The organism is Streptomyces zaehneri (genome assembly GCF_032248645.1).
Taxonomy (GTDB): Bacteria; Actinomycetota; Actinomycetes; order Streptomycetales; family Streptomycetaceae; genus Streptomyces; species Streptomyces coriariae.
The window spans coordinates 271,578-292,037 of record NZ_JASTTJ010000010.1 but is presented as its reverse complement, the minus strand read 5'-3'; the positions used below and the strand labels follow the sequence as shown (position 1 = coordinate 292,037).

The 20,460-nt window shown below is 72.7% G+C and carries 17 protein-coding genes and 1 pseudogene; 9 read left to right on the top strand and 9 right to left on the bottom strand.

Features of this window, described 5'->3' with window-relative positions:
- Positions 1-30: 30 nt before the first annotated feature.
- Positions 31-208: pseudogene (locus tag QQM72_RS19440) on the top strand (aquaporin family protein); the annotation flags it as partial.
- A gap of 68 nt (positions 209-276) precedes the next feature.
- Positions 277-1,797 (top strand): glycerol kinase GlpK, encoded by a 1,521-nt coding sequence (glpK, locus tag QQM72_RS19435; protein WP_314222117.1) that lies wholly within the window; start codon positions 277-279, stop codon positions 1,795-1,797.
- 81 nt (positions 1,798-1,878) lie between these two features.
- Here glpK and QQM72_RS19430 read toward each other — a convergent pair whose 3' ends face one another.
- The 5 genes from QQM72_RS19430 to QQM72_RS19410 are packed head-to-tail and all read right to left on the bottom strand — an operon-like array spanning position 1,879 to position 6,350.
- Complete coding sequence (locus tag QQM72_RS19430; protein ID WP_314222116.1) at positions 1,879-2,484, bottom strand: GTP-binding protein; 606 nt, start codon at positions 2,482-2,484, stop codon at positions 1,879-1,881.
- 3 nt (positions 2,485-2,487) lie between these two features.
- Entirely contained in the window at positions 2,488-2,622 is a 135-nt protein-coding gene (locus QQM72_RS19425) for a hypothetical protein (protein WP_314222115.1), read from the bottom strand.
- A gap of 24 nt (positions 2,623-2,646) precedes the next feature.
- The gene (locus tag QQM72_RS19420; protein WP_314222114.1) at positions 2,647-3,042 is read right to left on the bottom strand and encodes a DUF742 domain-containing protein; all 396 of its coding nucleotides are present in this window, start codon (positions 3,040-3,042) and stop codon (positions 2,647-2,649) included.
- A 9-nt stretch (positions 3,043-3,051) separates the two neighbouring features.
- Positions 3,052-3,489, bottom strand: coding sequence for a roadblock/LC7 domain-containing protein (locus tag QQM72_RS19415; RefSeq protein ID WP_314222113.1), 438 nt, complete (start codon positions 3,487-3,489; stop codon positions 3,052-3,054).
- Entirely contained in the window at positions 3,486-6,350 is a 2,865-nt protein-coding gene (locus QQM72_RS19410; RefSeq protein ID WP_314222112.1) for a nitrate- and nitrite sensing domain-containing protein, read from the bottom strand. Before QQM72_RS19410 ends, QQM72_RS19415 begins: the two co-directional genes overlap by 4 nt.
- Before the next feature lie 420 nt (positions 6,351-6,770).
- On the opposite strand from QQM72_RS19410, the gene QQM72_RS19405 reads away from it, so the two are divergent.
- On the top strand, positions 6,771-7,421 hold the full coding sequence (locus QQM72_RS19405; RefSeq protein ID WP_314222111.1) for a hypothetical protein: 651 nt from the start codon (positions 6,771-6,773) through the stop codon (positions 7,419-7,421).
- A 177-nt stretch (positions 7,422-7,598) separates the two neighbouring features.
- Positions 7,599-7,784, top strand: a complete 186-nt coding sequence (locus QQM72_RS19400; protein WP_314222139.1) for a hypothetical protein — start codon at positions 7,599-7,601, stop codon at positions 7,782-7,784.
- Here QQM72_RS19400 and QQM72_RS19395 read toward each other — a convergent pair.
- The 4 genes from QQM72_RS19395 to QQM72_RS19380 all read right to left on the bottom strand — a co-directional run bounded on the left by QQM72_RS19395 (position 7,738) and on the right by QQM72_RS19380 (position 15,809).
- Positions 7,738-12,372 (bottom strand): hypothetical protein, encoded by a 4,635-nt coding sequence (locus QQM72_RS19395; RefSeq protein ID WP_314222110.1) that lies wholly within the window; start codon positions 12,370-12,372, stop codon positions 7,738-7,740. The two genes, QQM72_RS19400 and QQM72_RS19395, sit on opposite strands and share 47 nt — an antisense overlap.
- Before the next feature lie 115 nt (positions 12,373-12,487).
- Positions 12,488-13,366 carry a hypothetical protein gene (locus QQM72_RS19390; RefSeq protein WP_314222109.1) on the bottom strand — a complete coding sequence of 293 codons (879 nt, stop codon included), beginning with the start codon at positions 13,364-13,366 and terminating at the stop codon, positions 12,488-12,490.
- A 52-nt stretch (positions 13,367-13,418) separates the two neighbouring features.
- Positions 13,419-14,948, bottom strand: a complete 1,530-nt coding sequence (locus QQM72_RS19385) for a hypothetical protein (RefSeq protein ID WP_314222108.1) — start codon at positions 14,946-14,948, stop codon at positions 13,419-13,421.
- A gap of 159 nt (positions 14,949-15,107) precedes the next feature.
- Complete coding sequence (locus QQM72_RS19380; RefSeq protein ID WP_314222107.1) at positions 15,108-15,809, bottom strand: GntR family transcriptional regulator; 702 nt, start codon at positions 15,807-15,809, stop codon at positions 15,108-15,110.
- Positions 15,810-15,978: 169 nt separating this feature from the next.
- Between QQM72_RS19380 and QQM72_RS19375 the strand changes: the two genes are divergently transcribed.
- From QQM72_RS19375 to QQM72_RS19355, 5 genes are read left to right on the top strand one after another with little or no spacing between them, the layout of a single operon-like run.
- Positions 15,979-17,310 carry an MFS transporter gene (locus tag QQM72_RS19375; RefSeq protein ID WP_314222106.1) on the top strand — a complete coding sequence of 444 codons (1,332 nt, stop codon included), beginning with the start codon at positions 15,979-15,981 and terminating at the stop codon, positions 17,308-17,310.
- Complete coding sequence (locus QQM72_RS19370) at positions 17,307-18,161, top strand: putative hydro-lyase (RefSeq protein WP_314222105.1); 855 nt, start codon at positions 17,307-17,309, stop codon at positions 18,159-18,161. The genes QQM72_RS19375 and QQM72_RS19370 overlap by 4 nt, the downstream gene beginning before the upstream one ends.
- Positions 18,162-18,181: 20 nt before the next feature.
- A complete protein-coding gene (locus QQM72_RS19365; RefSeq protein WP_314222104.1) occupies positions 18,182-18,949 on the top strand; it encodes a LamB/YcsF family protein in 768 nt (255 codons plus the stop codon).
- A 2-nt stretch (positions 18,950-18,951) separates the two neighbouring features.
- The gene (locus QQM72_RS19360) at positions 18,952-19,587 is read left to right on the top strand and encodes a 5-oxoprolinase subunit B family protein (RefSeq protein ID WP_314222135.1); all 636 of its coding nucleotides are present in this window, start codon (positions 18,952-18,954) and stop codon (positions 19,585-19,587) included.
- The gene (locus QQM72_RS19355; RefSeq protein ID WP_314222103.1) at positions 19,584-20,453 is read left to right on the top strand and encodes a 5-oxoprolinase subunit C family protein; all 870 of its coding nucleotides are present in this window, start codon (positions 19,584-19,586) and stop codon (positions 20,451-20,453) included. Before QQM72_RS19360 ends, QQM72_RS19355 begins: the two co-directional genes overlap by 4 nt.
- Positions 20,454-20,460 lie beyond the last annotated feature (7 nt).

The window sequence follows — 20,460 nt, the reverse complement described above, 5'->3', positions numbered from 1 at the left end:
ATCCGCCCCGGGCCGGGCCCAGGAGCCGCCATGAGCAACGCAGACATATGCGTCGGCGAGGTCATCGGTACCGCGATCCTCATCCTGTTTCGGCGCGGGAGTGTGCGCCGCCGTCACGCTCGGGCGCTCCAAGGCTCGGGCCTCGGAGTGGATCGTGATCGCCTTCGGCTGGGGGTCCGGCGTGCCGGCGGGTGCCTGCAACGCGTCCTTCTGAAGCGCCGTCCGACCGCCGCCGCAGTCATCCACGCAGCCTTCTGACCAGTCCAAGGGGTAGCCATGACGGACAACGCCGAGAAGTACGTGGCCGCAATCGACCAGGGCACCACCTCCAGCCGCTGCATCGTCTTCGACCGGAGCGGCGCGATCGTCGCCGTCGACCAGCGCGAGCACCGTCAGATCTTCCCCAGGCCCGGCTGGGTGGAGCACGACGCCACGGAGATCTGGTCCAAGGTGCAGGCCGTGGTCGCCGGGGCGATTTCCAAGGCCGGGTTGCGCGCCGACCAGATCAGCGCCCTCGGGATCACCAACCAGCGCGAGACGACCGTGCTGTGGGACCGCGCCACCGGCAAGCCCGTGCACAACGCGATCGTGTGGCAGGACACCCGCACCGCGGGACTCTGCGGCCGGCTGGGGGGATCAGACGGGCAGGACCGTTTCCGCGAGCAGACCGGGCTGCCGTTGGCCAGCTACTTCTCGGGGCCCAAGGCGGCCTGGCTGCTCGACAACGTGCCCGGACTCAGGGCACGCGCCGAACGCGGTGAGATCGCCTTCGGCACGATCGACTCCTGGCTGATCTGGAACCTCACCGGCGGCGTCGACGGCGGCCGGCACGTCACCGACGTCACCAACGCCGGGCGCACCATGCTGATGAACCTGGAGACCCTCCAGTGGGACGCCTCCATCCTGTCCGCGATGGACGTGCCCGAGGCCGTGCTGCCGGAGATCAGGTCCTCCGCGGAGGTGTACGGAACAGCCGTGGGCCAACTCGGCGGCGTACCGGTCGCCTCGGCACTGGGCGACCAGCAGGCGGCCGTGTTCGGCCAGTCCTGTTACGAGGTGGGCACGGCGAAGAACACGTACGGGACGGGCAGTTTCCTGCTGCTCAACACAGGCAACCGGCCGGTGCCTTCGAAGAGCGGGCTGTTGACGACGATGGGTTACAAGATCGGCAGTGAGGCGCCGGTCTACTGCCTGGAGGGTTCGATCGCCATCACGGGGGCGCTCGTGCAGTGGTTCCGGGACCAGCTCGGCATCATCCGTACGGCGGACGAGATCGAGAGCCTGGCGGCGAGTGTCGACGACAACGGCGGCGCCTACATCGTCCCCGCCTTCTCGGGGCTGTTCGCGCCGTACTGGCGCTCCGACGCGCGTGGTGTCGTCACCGGCCTCACCCGCTACGTCACGAAGGGGCATCTCGCGCGTGCGGTGCTCGAGGCGACGAGCTGGCAGACGCGCGAGGTCGTGGACGCCATGTTCCAGGACTCCGGGGTGCAGATCACGACCCTGAAGGTGGACGGGGGCATGACCAAGAACAACCTGCTCATGCAGCATCAGGCGGACGTGCTGGGCGTGCCCGTGATCCGGCCCCGGGTCTCCGAGACGACCTGCCTGGGCGCGGCCTACGCCGCGGGGCTCGCCGTCGGTGTGTGGAACGACCTCGACGAACTCAAGGCGCACTGGCAGAAGGACGCCGAGTGGACCCCGTCGATGGACGCGTCGGTCCGGGACCGCGAGTACGGCAACTGGCGCAAGGCCGTGGAGAAGAGCTTTGGCTGGCTGGAGGACGGCGAAGGCTAGTACGCGCGCGTACCTCCTCATGAGCCACGGCCCGTACCCCTGTCGGCGGGGGTACGGGCCGTGTCGGCGCGGGGGGGCCTCTCAGGTGGTGATCGCCTGGCGGCGTTCGGACCCGAAGTCCATCGCGTGCTGCACGACGCCGACCAGGACGTCCCGCACCGATATCCGGTCGCGGGCGTCGCACAGCACCACGGGTATGCCGTCATCGAGGTCCAGAGCGCCGCGTACGTCCTCCTCCGGGTAACGGGCGGCGCCCTCGAAGCAGTTGACGGCGATGAGGAAGGGTATGGAGCGCCGTTCGAAGTAGTCGACGGCGGCGAAGCAGTCCTCGAGCCGACGGGTGTCGGCGAGCACGACGGCACCGAGCGCGCCCTCGGAGAGCTCGTCCCACATGAACCAGAACCGCTCCTGGCCGGGCGTCCCGAAGAGGTAGAGCACCAGGTCCTCGCGCAGGGTGATGCGCCCGAAGTCCATGGCCACGGTGGTGGTGTGCTTGGCCTCGACGCCGGTCGTGTCGTCGACCGGGCGGCCCGCCTCGGTGAGGTACTCCTCGGTACGCAGCGGCTTGATCTCGCTGACGGCCCCGACGAGCGTGGTCTTGCCCACGCCGAAGCCGCCGGCCACCAGGATCTTGAGCGTGACGGGTTCGACCGGGGGCTTGCCGCGCTCAGAACGCCCGAAGATCATCGATCACTTCTCCTGCTGGATGCTTGACTGGGGGTTCTCCGACAGCGGTCCGTGCGTCGGCGGCCGGACGTCCGGACGGCGCGCGACCCTGTCGGTGAGGGCGCCGTCCCGGCCCACCGGGAACCGCCGACCGGTCACGCCCTCACCTCGCTTCCGCGCCGCTCACAGCGCTCGGAGGCCGTTGATCACGTCGCGCAGAATACTCTCGTCCGGCAGTTCGGCAGGCGGTACCGGCCGGTTCACGTGGACGAACTCCGCGTCCACGAGGTCGCCGACGAGGACCCGTACCACCCCGATGGGCAGATCGAGTTCGGCGGCGAGCTCGGCGACCGACTGCGGTGCTTCGCGGCACAGGTCCACGATGTCCACGTGCTCCGGGGACAGCGACGGGTCCGTGTCCGCTTCCTCGGCGTGCGGCTCGGCGACGACCAGCGCGATCAGGTCGAGACGGTGCTGGAGCGCACTGGAGGTACGGCCGCGCGTCATGGCGTACGGACGGACGACCGGTCCGGCCTCGTCGTCGAACCAGTGACTGCTTCCCTGACCGTCTGTGCTCATGCCGTCCCACTACCCGCCCGAGGGCAGATCGGTGCGTGGGGTGGTGGCCAGATGTACGCCGACCCGCTTGACGAGGAGCGTCATCTCGTACGCCACGAGCCCCACGTCCGAGTCGGCGTCCGAGAGGACGGCGAGGCAACTGCCGTCGCCCGCGGCCGTGACGAACAGGAAGGCGTCGTCGAGTTCGACGACGGTCTGGCGGACGCTGCCTGCCTCGAAGTGACGGCCGACGCCCTTGGCCAGGCTGTGGAATCCGGAGGCCACGGCGGCCAGATGCTCGCCGTCCTCCTGGGTCAGGTCCTTGGACACCCCCGTCGGCAGACCGTCGCCGGAGAGGACGACGGCCTTGCGGATGCTGGCGACGCGGTCGACGAGTTCGTCGAGGAGCCAGTTCAGCTCGCCGTTGTTGGTGGTGGTGCTGTGGCCGGTCGCCTTCGGTGCGGTCATCGACCGTCCCCCTTTGTCGTTCGTTGTGGTGCTGCGCCGCTGTGGGCGTCGTCGCCCGCGGCGTTCTCTACGCGGCCGCGCTGCCAGCCGCGCTGGAGCGAGGCCATCCGGCTGCGTACCTCGTCGGCGTCCCGGTCCGCGGGGTCGGCTCGGTCCTCGGTGCGCGGGGCCGGGCCCTGCCGCAGTTGCGGGGCCAGGTTCGCCTGCCGTACGCGCCGGGGCAGCGCGCCCGCGCCGGACCCGCTGCCGTCCGTCCCGCCGGCCGCGGTGCCGCCGGTCCGGACGGACGTGGTGTCCGCGCGGTCGGGCGTTCCGGCGGGGACGCCGGGCCGGGCCGTCGCCTGTCGCGTGCGCTGGGGAAGGGCGGGAGGCCGGGCCGGGTCCTGTGCGCCGTGATCAGGACGTTCCTGCGGCGCGGGGTGCTCGGGGGTACCACCGCTGCGGGGGATCTGTGCCGTCGTGCCGCGGCGGCGCGAGGGCAACGGTGCCGGGCCGTCGTTCTCCACCCGGCGGGGGCCGGGCCTGGCCGGGGGCTCCGCGTCCGTCTCGGCACGCCGGGACCGCTGTTCCGGAACCGGGCGACCGTGCGAGCTGACCAGCTTGGGCATGCGGCGACCGGCCGGATCGTCGGCGAGTGGCCCATGGGGTACGCCGGGGCTGTCGGGCAGCCTGTGGTGCTGGTCGGCGGTGTCCGCCGCCGGCTCGTCCTCGGCCCGGGTGAGGGAGCGCCGCGGGCGGAACAGGCCACCGCCGTCGTCGTCCTCGTCCAGGGTGGCCGGGAAGTCGTCGAGGGCGTCCAGGCCGACGGGGGCCTCCAGTTCGACCGGGCCGTCGAGCATCGAGACCGGCACCCCGGGAAGTGGTGTCGAAGCCGGGGAGAGGGCCGTCCTGCGGGGTTCGGCGGAGTCGGCATCCTTCGGGGGCCGGGGCCGGTCGAGCCGGAAGCCGATGCCGTTGGTGTCGGGGACGTCGTCGGTGAGCAGGGCGTCGGGGATGAAGACGATGCCCGTCGTCCCCCCGTACGGCGACGGCTGCAGCGAGACGCGGACGTTCTGCCGCTGGGCGAGCCGGCTCACCACGAACAGCCCGAGGCGGTCGGTGTCGGACAGCTCGAATTCCGGTGTCTCGGCCAGCCGGAGGTTGGCCTCCAGGAGCGCCTCGGGTGCCATGCCGAGGCCGCGGTCGTGGATCTCGAGGGTGAAGCCGTTGGCGACCCGGTCGCCGAACACCTGGACCGCGGTGTGCGGTGGGGAGAACACCGTGGCGTTCTCCAGGAGTTCGGCCACCAGGTGGGTGAGGTCGGCGACGGCCGGGCCGGTGACGGCGAGACGCGGCAGCCTGCGGACCTCGATGCGTTCGTAGTCCTCGACCTCGGCGACCGCGGCGCGCACGATGTCCATGAGCTGTACGGGCCTGCGCCACTGCCGGGAGGGGGCGGCGCCCGAGAGGATCACCAGGCCCTCGGCGTGCCGGCGCATGCGGGTGGTGAGGTGGTCGAGGCGGAAGAGGTCGGCGAGTTCCTCGGTGTCCTCGGTGCGGCGTTCCATCGTGTCGAGCAGGGTCAGCTGCTTGTGCAGCAGGACCTGGCTGCGGCGGGCGAGGTTGACGAAGACCTCGGAGACCCCGGACCGCAGTTCGGCCTGTTTGACGGCGGCCTCGACCGCGGCGCGCTGGAGGGTGTTGAGGGCCTGGCCGACCTCGCCCATCTCGTTCTTGTCGTACTCCAGCCGCGGTACCTCGGTCTCCACGTCGACCTGTTCGCCCGCGGACAGGCGGCGCATCACACTGGGCAGCCGCACGCCGGAAGCCTCGTGGGCCTCCAGCCGGAGCTGGCGCAGGTCGCGTATGAGGCCACGGCCGATACGCACGGACAGGACCAGGGACACCAGCAGGGCGACCAGTCCGAAGACGCCGGCGACGACCGCCTTGACGATGACCTCGATCGCGACCGGGCGGACCCGGTCCTGGTAGCGGTCGTTGGCCTGCTCGTCCAGGGTGCCGAGTTCGAGGAGGACGTTTCCGGCCGCGGTGTCCCAGTTCTTGGCGCTGACGCCCCGGGGCATGCCGCCGGGCGTGGTGGCGACGACGACCTGTTCGACGGTGCGCAGCGGGGCCGTGGTGGCGTTCTTCCAGAAGCTCTCGTAGCGCTCGCGCTCCGCGGTGGGCAGTTGGGCGAGGGCTACGTCGTAGACCACCTCCCGCTGGGCCTCGAGGTCGGAGACGTCACGGATCTCCTCGCGGCTGAGCCGGCCCACGACCAGGGCGGAGCCGAGCAGGGCGTCCTCCTGGGAGAGCAGTTCACGGGCTCGGGCGACGCTGACGAGTGCTCGGTACTGCTTGTCCATCTCCACGCTGTCGACGACGTCCAGCTTGGCCAGCAGGGCGTAACAGGGGTCGATCAGCTGGGTGTAGAGGGCGAGGGCCTGCGCTCGGGTGACGGTGCCTTCCTCGACGCTTCGGCGCAGCGAGTCGACGCCGTCGAAGGCGTCGAGCACCGCGGTCAGGCCTTCCCCGTCGTCCTGGTCCAGGACGTCACGCACGTCGGGATCCTGGGCGTTCCCGCGGATCTCGGTGAGTGCCTTGTCGGTGGCGGTCCGGGTGCGGCGCAGCGCGGACAGCGCGTCGGAGGCTCGGGGGTCGGCGAGGTAGACGAGGGCCTGGCGGCGTTCCTGCTGAACGACGCGGACGGTGTCCTCGATCGGATAGCCGACCTTCTCGACGAGGGACGACACCGTGAACAGACGGCTCGCCTCGCGTCCCGTGAGTACCGTGGCGAAGCCCCAGACGGCGGTCAGGGACACCAGCGGCACGAGAAGCAGCGCCACGATCTTCCGGCGGATCGACTTCCCGCGAAAGCGCATGGCCTCCCCCAGCTCGAACCCCCTCCGGCAGGGGGTACGCATGTGCGTCAACAAACGGCGCGAGCCTACTACCGACGCACGGTGAACTCGAAGAGCTGTCCGGAAGCTGAACTTCCGCCCCAGGGGCGAGACATGGCGTGTTGTCCGGTAATTACGGGAGATTCTCCCCCCGAATCCACTCCTGTCGACACGGCCGGATCCGGTCGGCCGTGCACACGAGTTGGCCAGAATTTTTCGCAACTCGGGAATCTTCGGGGCACGTCGTTCGTCCTACTCATTGGGAATTGGGGGCGGAATCGGCCACACGAGCCGTTTGCCGCACCTGGGCGGCGTAAAACAGCGCAAGCCGGGCAGCCACTGGGGAGCCGGGTCTTCGACCCGGAGGCGAGCGGTCTGCTGGCGGTGGGGAGTGACACAGTGATGGGCACGGCGGAGCGGCGTGAGGCGCCCGAGGCGAGCGCGGCGCCGGGCAGTACGGCGTTGCGGGATCCCGAGGCACCGGATCGCGACATTCCGGCGAACGGGCACGTGACAGCGGAGCGGAGTGAGAGCGCGACGGACCGGCGCGGTTCGACGGGCCGTGGCACCCTCGCGGGAGCCGGGGACACGGCGCAGAAGGTCCGGCGGACCGGCGGGGGCGAGAACGGCCGTACGGCCACCCCGGCACAAGCGCGGGCGGCCTACCGCCCGTTGTGGGTGGAGGAGCCCGCGCGGCGGCGTCGGATGCCCGACCCGGTGCGTACGGCGGCGGTGCGAGCGGTGCTGGTCATCGCCGTGACGCTGATACAGGCGATGGTCGCCTTCCTGTGCACGCTGGCCGGATCCTGGCCGGCGTTCCCGATGGTGATCAGCAGCGTGGTCAGCACGGTGCTGGCCACCTGGGGCGTGCTGGACGTCTGGGTGACCCGGCAGGTGTGGAACCAGCGCAACGGCGTGGTGTCGACGCCGAGCAGCACCGCGCGTTCACTGCGACGTGAGCGCCGCCGCCTGCGTCGGCAGGCACAGGCCGCCGAGCGCGCGCAGGAGCGGATACGCAGGCAGGGCGGCACCGGACGGCTGTCCCACTCCTGAGGCGGTCGGCGCGGCTCCGGCCAGGGTAGCCATGACGGGTTTCCCCGGTCGGGCCGCGTCCGTTCACAGAGTGAGCGCACGTCTTCGAGGCGTGTGAACGGACTCGGCCGACGATGGTCTCGTGGGCTGATCGCCCTGGTGGTGTGCTGGACTCCTACGAGCACCAGGAGTTCGCGCGTGACGACAGCCGAGCATCCACCCGGCCCTCGGCAGGACGACGTCGAGCTCGCCGAGTTCGGCTACCGGCCGGGGTTCGAGCGGACCTTGGGCAACTTCCACACCTTCACTGCGGGCATCAGCCACGACAAGGAGCTGATCAACCGGCGTTCGGCGCGGGCCGTTTGTACATCCGGGTCGCCGTGATCTCGCTGCGCACCCGCACCGCTTCGCCTTCTCCGGCCGGGGCCTGCTGCGGCAGACCCGGCCGGAGGTGTTCCTCGACGCTGATGTACTTCAGGCCCGCCCGCAGGTCGGCGTCGTTACGCAGCCGGATGACCAGCGGGAACTCCGCCAGCGCCGTCGTGTCGAACAGCCCTGTGGTGTAGAGGAGCTGCACGCCGAGGGCGTCCGAGACGGCGCGCTGGAGCTCCAGCAGATAGGTTGCGTTGGCACGCCCGATGGGGTTGTCGAGGAACAGCGTGCCGGCGTACCGGTGTTTGTCCCGGCCCCGGTCGTTGCTCCTGAGCGCCGCCATCGTGCAGTACAGGGCGATGGCCGCGGTGAGCAGCTGCCCACCGGAGAACACATCGCCCATCTGACCGACGGGGACCCGCTCGGCCCGCAGTACGGCGTCCGGCTTGAGGATCTCGACGGCGACGCCCTTGGGCTGAAGGGCCGCGCCGACCCCACGGAGCAGCAGTGACATGCCGTCGCGCCGCAGGTCGGAGTTCTTCTTCACGGCGGCCCGGGTCGCCTCGTCGATGACCTCGCCGAGCCGCTCGGTGAGGGTGCTCTGGTCGGGCTCCTCGAAGCGGATGCGCAGGAACTCCTGGCCGGACCACTCGCCGAGCCCCTCGGGCAGCCGGGAGAGCCGCTGGGCCGAGCGCAGGGTGGCGAGCGCGGACTCGACGAGCCCGCGCAGCCGGTCCACGATCGAGTCCCTGTTGCGCTCCAGCTGCTCCAGCTCGTCGGTCAGGACACGCAGACGGGGCGCGAAGGCGTTCGCCCACTTCTGCGCGTGCTCGGGCAGCGCGGAGGCGGGCAGTTCACGGATCTGCTGGCGGGCCGGGGTGCGGACCTGCTCGTAGCGCGTGGAGTTGGCGTGCCGGACGAGGATGTCACTGGCCTCGCGCACGGCGGACTCGGCGGCGGACAGGTCGGCGGCGCAGCCGCGCAGCGAGCGCCGGGCCTCGGCGGCCGACTGACGGGCCTCCTCCGGGGTGCCGGGGTAGGGCTCCGCCTCCTCCTGCTCCTCTTCGGGGGTGTGTTCGCGGAGCAGGTCCCGGAGCATCGCGGCGATCTCGTCGAAGCCGCCGGCCGCGTCCTCGGCGGCGCGGTGGCCGGCCAGGAGTTCGGCGTGGGCCTCGCGGGACCGGCTCAACGCCTCGGTGCGGGAGGCGAGTTCGGTCGTCGCGGTGCGCAGCAGCGCCTGGGCGTGCTCGGCGTCGCGCGGCTGGAGCTCCTCGGGCAGCTCGGTGTGGGTCCCGCCGTCCTCGGGGGCGTGCCGCTCGGTCTCGCCGCGCAGCCGACCGAGCTGCTCGCTCGCGGTGGACACCCGGGTCTCCAGAAGCTGCACCAGCTCCTCCGCACGCGCGGCGGCGGCCTGCCGGGACGGCCCGTCGGAGCCGTCGGGCGACTGGAGCAGCTGCTCCGCGCGCGTGCGGACCTTGTTGCTGAGCCGGTCCAGCTCGGTGCGGGCCCCGCTCTCGTCGCTCTCCGCGCGGGCCTGCTCGGCCCGCAGGTCCGCGCCGACGCCGACCTTCTCGTACAGCTGGGACGCCGCCCGGTAGGCCTCGCGGAGGGCAGGCAGGGACGCCTTGGACGCGTCCGTCCCGCCTTCCGGTACGTCGTCGGGGGCGCCGGCGATCTCGGCGCGTTCGGCGCGCAGCGCACGCGCGGTGCGGCGGGCGTCGTCGGCGGCGCGCTGGGCGCCGCGTCGGTCCTCGTCGGCGGCGCGGGCGCGCTCCAGGCAGGTCTGGGCACGGGCCTCCGACTCGGCGGCCTCGTCGGCGAGTTCGCGCACCTTGACCTGCCAGCCGGCGCGTTCGCGCAGCCGGAAGGCGAGGCCGGCCAGGGCGTCGGCGGCTCGCCGGGCCTTCTGCGCGGCCTCCTGGCGCTCGTCGCGCACCTGTGCCGCCTCGGCGGCGATCTCGTCGGCCTCCGCGCGCGCGGTCCGCGCCTCGGACAGCTCGGCCTCGGACTCCTCGGCGAACGCGCGCGCCTCCTCGGCGGACCGGGCCAGTTCGGTGAGCCGTCCGGCGGGACAGCCGGTACGCCAGGAGGCCAGTCGGGCGGCCAGCTCCCGGTCCTTGCCGAGCCGCGCGGCGAGCCGGCGGATGTCGTCGTCCCGCTCGGCCGCCCGCGCGCGCAGCGCCTGCCGTTCCTCGTCGGCGGCGTGCTCGTCGTGCATGGCGGGGTTCGGCGGGACGAGGAAGACGTCTGTGCTCTGCGCGTCGGCCGCCGGGGTCGGCGCCAGCAGGGCGGCGGCCGTACCGACCGCCACGGCCGAGCGGGGCAGCAGCGCCGCTTCACCGAGCGCCTCACGCGCGCGTGCGTGCGAGGCGGGGTCGGTGATGATCACGCCGTCGACCAGTTCGGGCCGCGCGGCGAGCACACGCGCGTGGTCGGCGGGGTCGACGGCCTGCGCGAGGTAGCGCCAGCCGGGCAGGGCGGGGATGCCGTGCTCGCCGAGGAACTCGACCGTGGCCAGCACGTCCGGGCCCGGCGGCAGCAGTCCCCCGTCGCCGAGCGCGCCGAGGATGCGGGAGTCGTCGGCGGCCGCGGTCCGCAGCTCGAAGAGCTGCCGTTCGGCGGAGGAGACGGCATCGTCGAGGAGATCGCGCAGTTCGTCGGCGCAGCGGTCCAGGTCCTCGGGGGCCAGCAGGGAGCCTTCGTCGTCGGGCTCGCCGTTGTGGCGTGGCTGCGGGATCCGCGGGCGGGCGCCGCCGCCGGTCAGACCGAGCAGCTCCGCGAGCCGTTCCTCGCCGGCCAGGGACTCGGCGAGCCGCAGCTCGGCCTCGTGGGAGCGGTGCGCGGCCGTCGCCGCGTCGGCGGCCCGGGCCGCGGTGAGCTCGGCGCGGGACTCCGTGGAGGCGGCCTCGCGCGCGTGCTCGGCGGCCCTGCGTGAGGCGTCACGCGCCGTGTCCCACGCGGCGACGGCGGTCTTCTCCGCGTCGCTGGCGGCGAGGGCCGCGCGGGCGGGGTCGGCGTCGGGAGCGCTGTCGTCGAGCCAGCCCGCGCGGACGGCCTCGGCGGTCTCCTGCTCGACCTCGGAGAGGCGCTGGCGCAGGTGTCCGACCTCGCTGCGGGCGCGCTGGGCGTCGGTGGCGGCGGACGTCGAGTCGCGGTGGGCGGACTCGCCGACCTCCTGGAGTGCCGCCGAGCGCTCCTCCTCCTCGTTGGCGAGGGACTCGGCGTTGTCGGCGGCCGCGTGCAGGGCCCGTACGAGGTCGACGGCTGCCCTGGCGCGGGCGGCGAGCGCGGGGGCGGCGTCGCGTTCGGCCTCCTGGATCGCGGCGGAGACGCGTGCGACCCGGTCGGCGGCGGCGCGGTGGCGCAGCACGGCTTCGGCGGCCTGCCAGGCGGAGTGCAGGGTGCGGGCGTCGGCGAGTTCGCGCTTCTGCGCGGCGGCGGACTTCTCTGCGCCGGCGAGCGCCAACGAGGCATGACGGTAGGCCAGTTCGGCGGCGATCAGCGCGCTGCGCTCCCGCGCGCTCTCGGAGTGCGTGACGGCGTAGGCGGCGGCCGTGACCCGCTGGGCGAGATCACCGGCCCGCGCCTTCTCCCGCAGGCCGCGCGAGGACAGCCGCCGGGCCAGCGCCCGGGTGCGGCGCTCGGCGCCGGCGTGGATGTCTCGCGCGCGTGCCCGCGCCTCGGCGGCCTCGACGATCCGCCCGAGCAGGTCCGCCGAACCGGCGGTGAAGTCCCGTTCGGCGATCAGCTCGGCGCGGCGGCCCAGCTTGTTGCCGAAGCCGCTGACCAGGTCGGCGAGCCCGTCGGTGTCCCGTGTGTCGGTCACCGCGCGCAGCAGCAGGTCGGTGAAGTCGGAGTCCTTCTTGACCGCGAAGAGGCCGGCGGCCTCACCCTCGTCGGCGTTCATCTCCCGCTGGTAGCGGAAGAGTTCGGGGTCCAGGCCCAGCTCGCCGAGGTGCTCGATCCACCGGTCGTGGATCTCCTCCCAGTGCACCTCCAGGTGCGGATACGCCTTCCCCGCCTCGGTGATGGCGTCCCGGAAGCCCTTCATGGTGCGCCGCCGCCCCCGCGCTCCGGAGGCGCCCTCGACGGGCGGGCGTACGGCGGTGGACTCGGCGACGGGCAGGTTGTCCAGGCTCAGCCCGGGCCCGGGCCGGAACGAGTACCAGGCTTCCGCGAACTTCCGCGGATCGTTGGACACCTGCCGCCCGCGCCACTCGCTCGCCTTGCCGACGACGACACACTCGCCGGTGAGCACGTGCTGCCACTCCAGCGCCACGTGTCCGCAGTCGTCGGCGAGCAGGAACTTCCGGAGCACGCCGGAGCTGGCGCCGCCGAGCGTGTTGCGGTGGCCCGGCAGCATCACCGAGAAGATCAGCTTGAGCAGGACGGACTTGCCGCCGCCGTTCTCCAGGAAAAGCACGCCCGCGGGCGCCGGCCGGCGCGGCGGGCCGACCGGCTCCTCCTCGAAGAACTCCGCCTGGGTGGGGGCGGGGTCGGGCACGATGTCGCCCACGCCCCGCAGGTCAAGCACGGTGTCGGCGTAGCGCGCACCGGCAGGCCCGATGGAGTAGAGGCGGACCCGGGACAGCTCGTACATGGCGGACTCTCGTAAGTCTTCGGCAGATCGGGGGGAGGCGCTTCAGATGGTCAGGGGCCCGAAGGCCCGTGAGCCCGGAAGCTCAAAAGCTCGGTGGCTCGGTGGCTCGGTGGCTTCAGGAGTGGAACGGCAGTCCGGCGTCGGCCACCAGGTCCAGGTCGTCGGTCTCCTCGGCGGGCAACAGCGTCGGAGAGCCGTCGGTGACCGGGACGACGCCCAGCTCCAGCAGCTCGGCCATGGCGGCACCGCCCGCCATGTCACGCACCTGGAGCTGATAGCGGGCGGTCGTCCGGTAGGTACCGCCGCTGTCGTCACCGGTCCGCTGGAGGAAGCCGGAGTCGGTGAGGAACGCGACGGCCTTGCCGACGATGCCGGTGGTCGAGCCGGCGAGTCTGCGGGCGTCCTTGGTGGCGCCGGTGGAACTGCGCCTGGCCCAGATCCGCCAGGCGGCCTCCAGACCTGGCGCGTCGGTCGCGGGGTCGGTGTTCTCGCCCTGCTCGTCCGCCCGCTCCTCCAGCCGACGGCAGGCCTGGCGTACGAAGGCGTCCACTCCGTTGACGCTGACCCGGCCGATGTAGCCGTCGTCGGCCAGGTCCTCGGGCCGGGGGAAGGCCATCGCGGCGACGGAGAGGTGCGCGAGCCCGTGCAGGAACCGGTCGCCGCCGTCGGCGGACGTACGACGCGCGTAGTCCCCCATCCGCACGGCGAACACCGAGTCCTCGGCGGCGGTCACCGCCATCCCCGCGCGCGGGGAGACCTCCAGCACGATCAGCCCGAGTCCGGTGGCCACGGCGTCGGCGAGCCGTGCGAACGCCGGGTCATCCCGGTACCGCCGCAGCAGCTCGGCGTACTCCTGGTCCCGCGCGGGCTGCAGCTTGGGCATCAGCCCGAAGGCGACGAGCCGCGCCGCGTCGGCGGCGTCGGCGGGGGTGACGGCGGCGTTCGCCGCCGGGGCGGGGGCCTCCGTGTCGCTCCACTCGACCTGCTCGGTCACAGCTTCGGCTCCTTGGTGTTCTCGTGCTCGTCCACTCGGTTCCCGACCCGGCTCATGCGGCCTCCGTGCGGTCGGCCGCCATCCCCGCGGCATCCAGCAGGGCGGTGCCGACGATGAGATCGGCTCCGCCGAACCCCGGGTCTTCCAGTTCCTTGCCGTCGTCCACGGCGAACAGCAGTTTCGCCTCGCCCTGGCGGTAGGCGGTGCCCACGGCCGGGCTGGCGGCGTGCACGGCCAGCAGTGCCACCAGGTAGGCCAGTTCCTCGCCGTCCTTGGCCCGCGCCTCCTCGAGCAGTCCCGACAGCCGTCGTGGCGCGTCCGCCGGCAGATCGAGCAGCTCCTTGGCCATCGCCAGCTGTTCCTCGCTGAACCGGCTGTCGTCGGGCGTCGCGATGAGGTCCGGCTCCGGCATCTCCGCGCCCAGGTGCTCCCGCTCCACCGGCGGCGTCAGCAGCAGGTCGACGAGGTCGCCCACTCGCACCGACACCGGCGTGCGCAGTCCGGTCCCGTGGGCGAAGAACGCGTCGGTGACCCGGACCGCCTGCTCCAGTGGCAGCGGCAGCACGGGGGTGACGAGGTGCCCGTACAGGTCGATCCCCGACGAGGTCATGGGTGTGGCGAAGGCCTGTCGGTCCTGCTCGGCACGGAACAGCGGGCCGGCCTCCAGGAGCCGGGACTGCAACTGGGTGTGCCGGCGGATGCAGTCCTTCACGATGTCGACGAGCTCGGCGGCCCGCCGCTTGTTCTCCGCGTCCTCGATCTCGTCGCGTGCCCTGCGGATGTTGGTGAGGATCGCGTTCTCGTGGCGGTAGCGGTCGGCGACGTGATCGAGGGCCTCGGCGATCATGTCGGGGACGGCGTTGAGCCAGTCCACCGCGCGCACGTTGCGCCGGGTCGCCTCCAGGGCGCGGCGCAGTGTCTCCGAGTACTGCACGGTGCGGTAGCGGGCCTGTTCGGCGGCGAGCTGGGCGTCGGCGAGGCGGCCGCGCCGGATGAGCACCTCGAGCTTGACCTCGGCGGCGATCTGCGCGCTGGTGACGTCGGTGTCGAGGGCGCCGACGAGGACGTTGACCGCCTCGTCGGTCGTGCGGAGGTAGACCGCGCCGTCGTAGCCGGGGACCTCTTCGATCAGCTTGAAGTCGTAGTCGCGGCGCACATAGGTGCCGTCCGGCGCGAACGTGCCGTACGCGGCGCGGAAGCCGCGGTCGACGCTGCCGACGTTGATCAGGTTCTCCAGCACCCAGCGGGCCACCCGCTCGTGCTCGGCGACGGGCCGCCGCGGGGCCTGCGCGGCGATGCGCGGCATGAGGCGGGCCACTATCTGGTCGTGATCGGCGCCGGTGTCGAAGTCCATGTTGAGTGTGACGAGGTCGATGGCGGCGAGGGCGATCTCCGCCATGCCGTAGACCGAGTACTCACCGGCGAGGTTGGCCTTGCGCGCGTCGAGGTCGTGGATCGGCGCGGTGCAGGCGAGCGCGCGCAGCCGCCGCGCCAGCCCCTCGTCGGCCGCCGGGCCCGGAGCGGGGCGCGGCGCCGCGCTGAGCTGGGGCGGAACACGGTCCGTCGACGCAGGCGAAGTCACGGTGCACAGACTAGGTCCTCGGTCTGACATCGACCCAAACGACGCGGATCGCCTCCGGCGGGAGGGCCGGACGACCACGGGTCGTTCTCCGGCTGCGGGCCGGTGGGGGCCGGTCGAGCCCCCGCGGCGGAGCCGCAGATCGATCACGGACCCGCGCCCCTACCGGGCACTGTCGCCCTCGACCCTTCGCCGGTAGGCCTCGAGTACGCGTTCCGACGAGTCGGCCAGGTAGACGGCCAGCAGCCGCTCGGCCTCCGCCGTGTCCTGGGCCTCCAGGGCCTGGAGGATCCGGCGGTTGCGCTGGAGGTACGGCTCGTGCAGCCGGCGCGGCTCGTCGACGAGGTGGAAGGCGAGGCGCAGCTCGGCGAAGACGCTGCGCATCAGCTCGTCGGTGCGCACGCTTCCGGCCAGGGCCACCAGTTCACGATGGAAGTGGAAGTTGGCGGTGCCCAGTCCTTTCCAGTCACCCTCGACGGCCGCGACCTGTCCTTCGGTGACGCTCGCCCGCAGGCCCTCCAGCGTGTAAGGGGGCTCCCCCAGCCCGCGCACCACGGCGCACTCGACGAGCGCGCGCGTGCGGTAGATGTCCTCGACGTCCTCGACGGTCAGAACCCGGACGAACACGCCCCGGTTCAGCTCGTGGACGAGCAGGCGCTCATGGGTGAGCAGCCGGAACGCCTCGCGCAGCGTGTTGCGGGAGACGCCCAGCGCCCCGCCGATGCTGTCCTCCGACAGTCGTGTCCCGGGCGGGAAGTAGCCCTCGGCGATGCGGCTTCTGAGGATGTCCGAAACCCGTTCGGCCGTACTCGTGCGGCCCAGGAGGGCGCGGTCGTCGGCCAGTCCCGCCAGCTGCTCTGCCATGCCCGGAATTCAACCGCAGACACGAGAACGAAACAACGTGGGTATTGAAGGATCGTTCAACGATCCTCTACCTTCCTTTCATGGCGCCGCCCATCCCCTCCGCGGCGACCGCCTCCGCACGGCACAGCTCACTCCCCGCACCCTCCGTCCTCCCTCAGCGAGGTGCCTCATGAGCACGCCCCCTCCACCCCGGACCCCGGCCACCGACACCCGCCCCGCCGACGCCGCTCCCTCCCCCGACGCCCCTCACTCTCCCGGCAGCGCTCCCGACGACGGCGCTCTGGCCTGGCTGCGGGCCCTCGGCCCGCGCGGCCGCCGCGCCTTCGCCGGCGCGTTCGGCGGCTACGCCCTCGACTCCTACGACTACTTCACGCTGCCGCTGAGCATGGTCGCGCTGGCGGCCTACTTCGGCCTGGACAGCGGCCAGACCGGCCTGTTCACCACCGTGACCCTGGTCGCCTCGGCGATCGGCGGCGCCGTCGCGGGGGTGCTGGCCGACCGGATCGGCCGGGTCAGGGCCCTGATGATCACGGTGATCACCTACGCCGTCTTCACCGTCGCCTGCGGCTTCGCGCCCGGCTACGAGACGCTGCTGGTCTTCCGGTCCCTCCAGGGCCTCGGTTTCGGCGGCGAGTGGGCGGTCGGCGCGATCCTGGTCGCCGAGTACGCGAGCGCGAAGCACCGGGGCCGCACCATCGGCGCGATCCAGAGCTCGTGGGCCGTCGGCTGGGGTCTCGCGGTAGTGGCGTACACGCTGGTCTTCTCGTTCTTCGGCGACGACGTCGCCTGGCGCGTGATGTTCTGGACGGGCGCCCTGCCCGCGCTGCTCGTGGTGTGGATGCGGCGCCGGGTGCAGGACGCTCCGGAGGCCACCGCCGCCCGCGAACAGAGCGCCGAGAAGGGCTCCTTCCCGGCGATCTTCAAGGGGTCACTGCTGCGGACCACGCTCTTCGCGGGCCTGCTCTCCACCGGTGTGCAGGGCGGCTACTACACCCTGGCGACCTGGGTGCCGACGTATCTGAAGTCGGAGCGCGGCCTGTCGGTGGTCGGCACCGGCGGCTATCTGACCTTCCTGATCTCGGGGGCCTTCCTCGGCTACCTCACGGGCGGCTATCTCACCGACCGGCTGGGCCGGCGCCGCAACATCTGGCTGTTCGCCCTGCTGTCCGCGGTGTGCATCCTGGCCTACGCGAACATCCCGAGCGGCGCGGACACCCTGCTCCTCGTCCTCGGTTTCCCGCTCGGGTTCTGCATGTCGGCGATCTTCAGCGGCTTCGGCTCCTACCTGAGCGAGCTGTACCCGACGGCCCTGCGCGGCACGGGACAGGGCTTCACCTACAACACCGGCCGCGCCGTGGGCGCCGTCTTCCCCACCACGGTCGGCTTCCTCGCCGACAGCTGGGGCGTGGGCGGCGCTCTGGTGTTCGGTGCGATCGGCTACGCGATCGCCGCCCTGGCGCTGCTGGGGCTGCCGGAGACCCGCGGAAAGGAACTGGAGTGAACCGTCCGATCCTCACGCAGGACAGCCGTCCGCCCCGCGTCGACGACCGTCCGGTCACCCTCCTCCACGAGCACGCGCACGCGTGGAGCCCCGCCACCGCCCGGGCCCGCTTCCGCGCGGGCCTGGCGGGCCCCACGGCCGGGGTCGCGGGCGGCCACACCCAGGTCAACCTGATCTCGGTGCCCGCGGACTGGGCGTACGACATGCTCCTGTTCTGCCAGCGCAACCCCAAGCCCTGTCCCGTCCTCGACGTCACGGACGCCGGTTCCTGGACGACCGCCCTCGCCGAGGGCGCCGACCTGCGCACAGATCTGCCGCGCTACCGGGTCTGGGCGGACGGGGAACCGGTGGACGAGCCGACGGACGTGCGCGCGTACTGGCGTGACGACCTGGTGTCGTTCCTGATCGGGTGCAGCTTCACCTTCGAGTGGGCGCTGTCCGGGGCGGGCGTCCCGATCCGGCACGTCGAGCAGGGGCGCAACGTCCCGATGTACGTGACGAGCCGCCGCTGCCGGCCCGCGGGGCGGCTGCACGGCCCCATGGTGGTTTCCATGCGTCCGGTGCCGCCGCAGCACCTCGCGGCGGCCATCCGCGAGAGCAGCCTGCTCCCGGCGGTGCACGGCGGCCCCGTACACTGCGGCGATCCGTCGGGACTGGGCATCGACGACCTCGGCCGGCCCGACTTCGGCGACCCGGTGGAAGCGGCGCCGGACGACATCCCGGTGTTCTGGGCCTGCGGAGTGACCCCGCAGGCCGTGGTGATGGCCTCGCGCCCGCCGTTCGCCCTCACCCACGCCCCAGGACAGATGTTCCTCACCGACGCCCGCGACGAGCAGTACCGCGTGGCTTGATAAGGAGATACGAAGGAACCATGACCGCGACGACCGCGATCGATCTGAACGCCGACCTCGGCGAGGGCTTCGGCCGCTGGCAGCTGACCGACGACGAACAACTGCTGTCCGTCGTCAGCAGCGCCAACGTGGCCTGTGGCTTCCACGCCGGGGACGCGATCACCATGCGGCGGGTGTGCGACCTGGCGGCCGAGCGGGGCGTGATGATCGGCGCGCAGGTCTCCTACCGGGACCTGGCCGGATTCGGGCGGCGCGCCATGGACGTGCCGCCCGCCGAACTGGCCGCCGAGGTGGCGTACCAGATCGGCGCCCTGGAGGTGTTCGCCCGGGCGGCGGGCGCGCGCGTGGCATACGTGAAGCCGCACGGCGCGCTCCACAACCGGGTCGTGCACGACGAGGAGCAGGCCGGCGCGGTGATCGACGGGGTGCTCCTCGCCGATGCCGCGCTGCCCGTGCTCGGGCTGGCGGGGTCGCGCCTGCTGGAGCGGGCCCGGGAGGCGGGACTCCCGGCCGTCCCGGAGGCCTTCGCGGACCGCGCCTACACCGAGGAGGCCACGCTCGTCCCTCGTGGGAGGGCCGGGGCCGTGATCACCGACCCGGACGCCGTCGTGGAACGGTCCGTGCGGCTGGCTCGCCTCGGACAGATCACTTCCCAGGCGGGATCGTCCATCGACGTACGCGCGCGTTCCCTGTGTCTGCACGGCGACACGCCCGGCGCGGTGGAGCTGGCCCGCCGGGTCAGGCGTGGACTGGAGGAGTCGGGCGTACGGGTGGAGGCCTTCGTATGAGCGTGCGCGTGCTGTCCGTCGGCGACGACGCCCTGCTCGTCGAGGTGGCGTCGGGCGCGGAGGCCGAGGCACTGCACGCGGAGTTGCTGCGTCGCCGCGGGGCGGGTCTGCTCAGCGTTCGCGAGATCGTCCCGGCGGCGCGGACCGTCCTCCTGAACGGTCTGACCGACCCCGGTCGGCTGGCGTCCGAGCTGGCCGCGTCCGACGTACCGCCGGCCCCCTCACGTGAACAGGCGGCCGTGGAAATCCAGATCCGGTACGACGGCCCGGATCTGGCCGAGGTCGCCGCCCACTGGGGCGTCCCGGAGGCGGAGGTGGCCCGCATCCACGCGGTCACCGAGTTCCGGGTCGCCTTCTGCGGGTTCGCGCCCGGCTTCGGATATCTGACCGGCCTGCCTGCGCGCTACGACGTGCCGCGCCGGGCGACCCCTCGCACCGCCGTGCCGGCCGGTTCGGTGGCGTTGGCGGGGCCGTACACGGGTGTGTACCCGCGTTCGTCGCCGGGCGGCTGGCAGCTGATCGGCAGCACGGACGCGGTGCTCTGGGACCACGCGCGCGTGCCGGCCGCGCTGCTGTCGCCGGGCACGCGGGTGCGCTTCGTCCCGGTGGGGCGGACGGGACCGGTGGGCACCTCATGAGCGACCGCGCAGTCTGCGTCGTCCGGGCCGGGGCGCTCACCACGGTGCAGGACCGGGGCCGCCCGGGACACGCGCATCTCGGCGTGCCCCGTTCCGGCGCTCTCGACGCGCCCGCGGCGGCCCTCGTCAACCGGCTGGTCGGCAACCCGCCCGACGCGGCCGTCCTGGAGACGACGCTCAACGGCTGCGCCCTCAGGCCGCGTTCCGACGTGACCATCGCGGTCGGCGGCGCGCCCTGCCGGGTCACGGTGGACGGCCGGCCGGTCGCCTGGGGCGCGCCCGTACGGGTACGCGCCGGGACCCTCCTGGAGATCGGACCGGCCGTCTGCGGCGTACGCACCTACGTGGCCCTGGCCGGCGGCGTCATCGTCGAGCCGGTCCTCGGCAGCCGGTCCACTGACCTGCTCTCGGGACTGGGCCCCGCGCCGCTCACGGACGGCGCCGTCCTGCCGCTGGGGCACGAACTCGTCCCGCACGCGCGCGTGGACGTCGCCCCGCAGCCTGCGCCCCCATCCGAACTCGTCCTCCGGGTGACGCTCGGCCCACGGGACGACTGGTTCACGCCGGACGCGCTCCGCGCCTTCACCTCGCGGACCTTCCTCGTGTCCTCGGCGAGCAATCGCATCGGACTGCGCACCGAGGGGCCCGTCCTGGAGCGTGCGCGCGGCGGTGAGCTGGCGAGCGAGGGCATGGTCCTGGGCGCCGTGCAGGTTCCGCCCGCCGGCCGGCCGGTGGTGTTCCTGGCGGATCACCCGACCACGGGGGGCTACCCGGTGATCGGGGTCGTCCGCGCGGGCGATCTCGCGGCGGCGGCCCAGGCCGTGCCCGGAACGCCGGTCCGCTTCGTGGCCGTGCGCCGAAGGTGACGCCGGA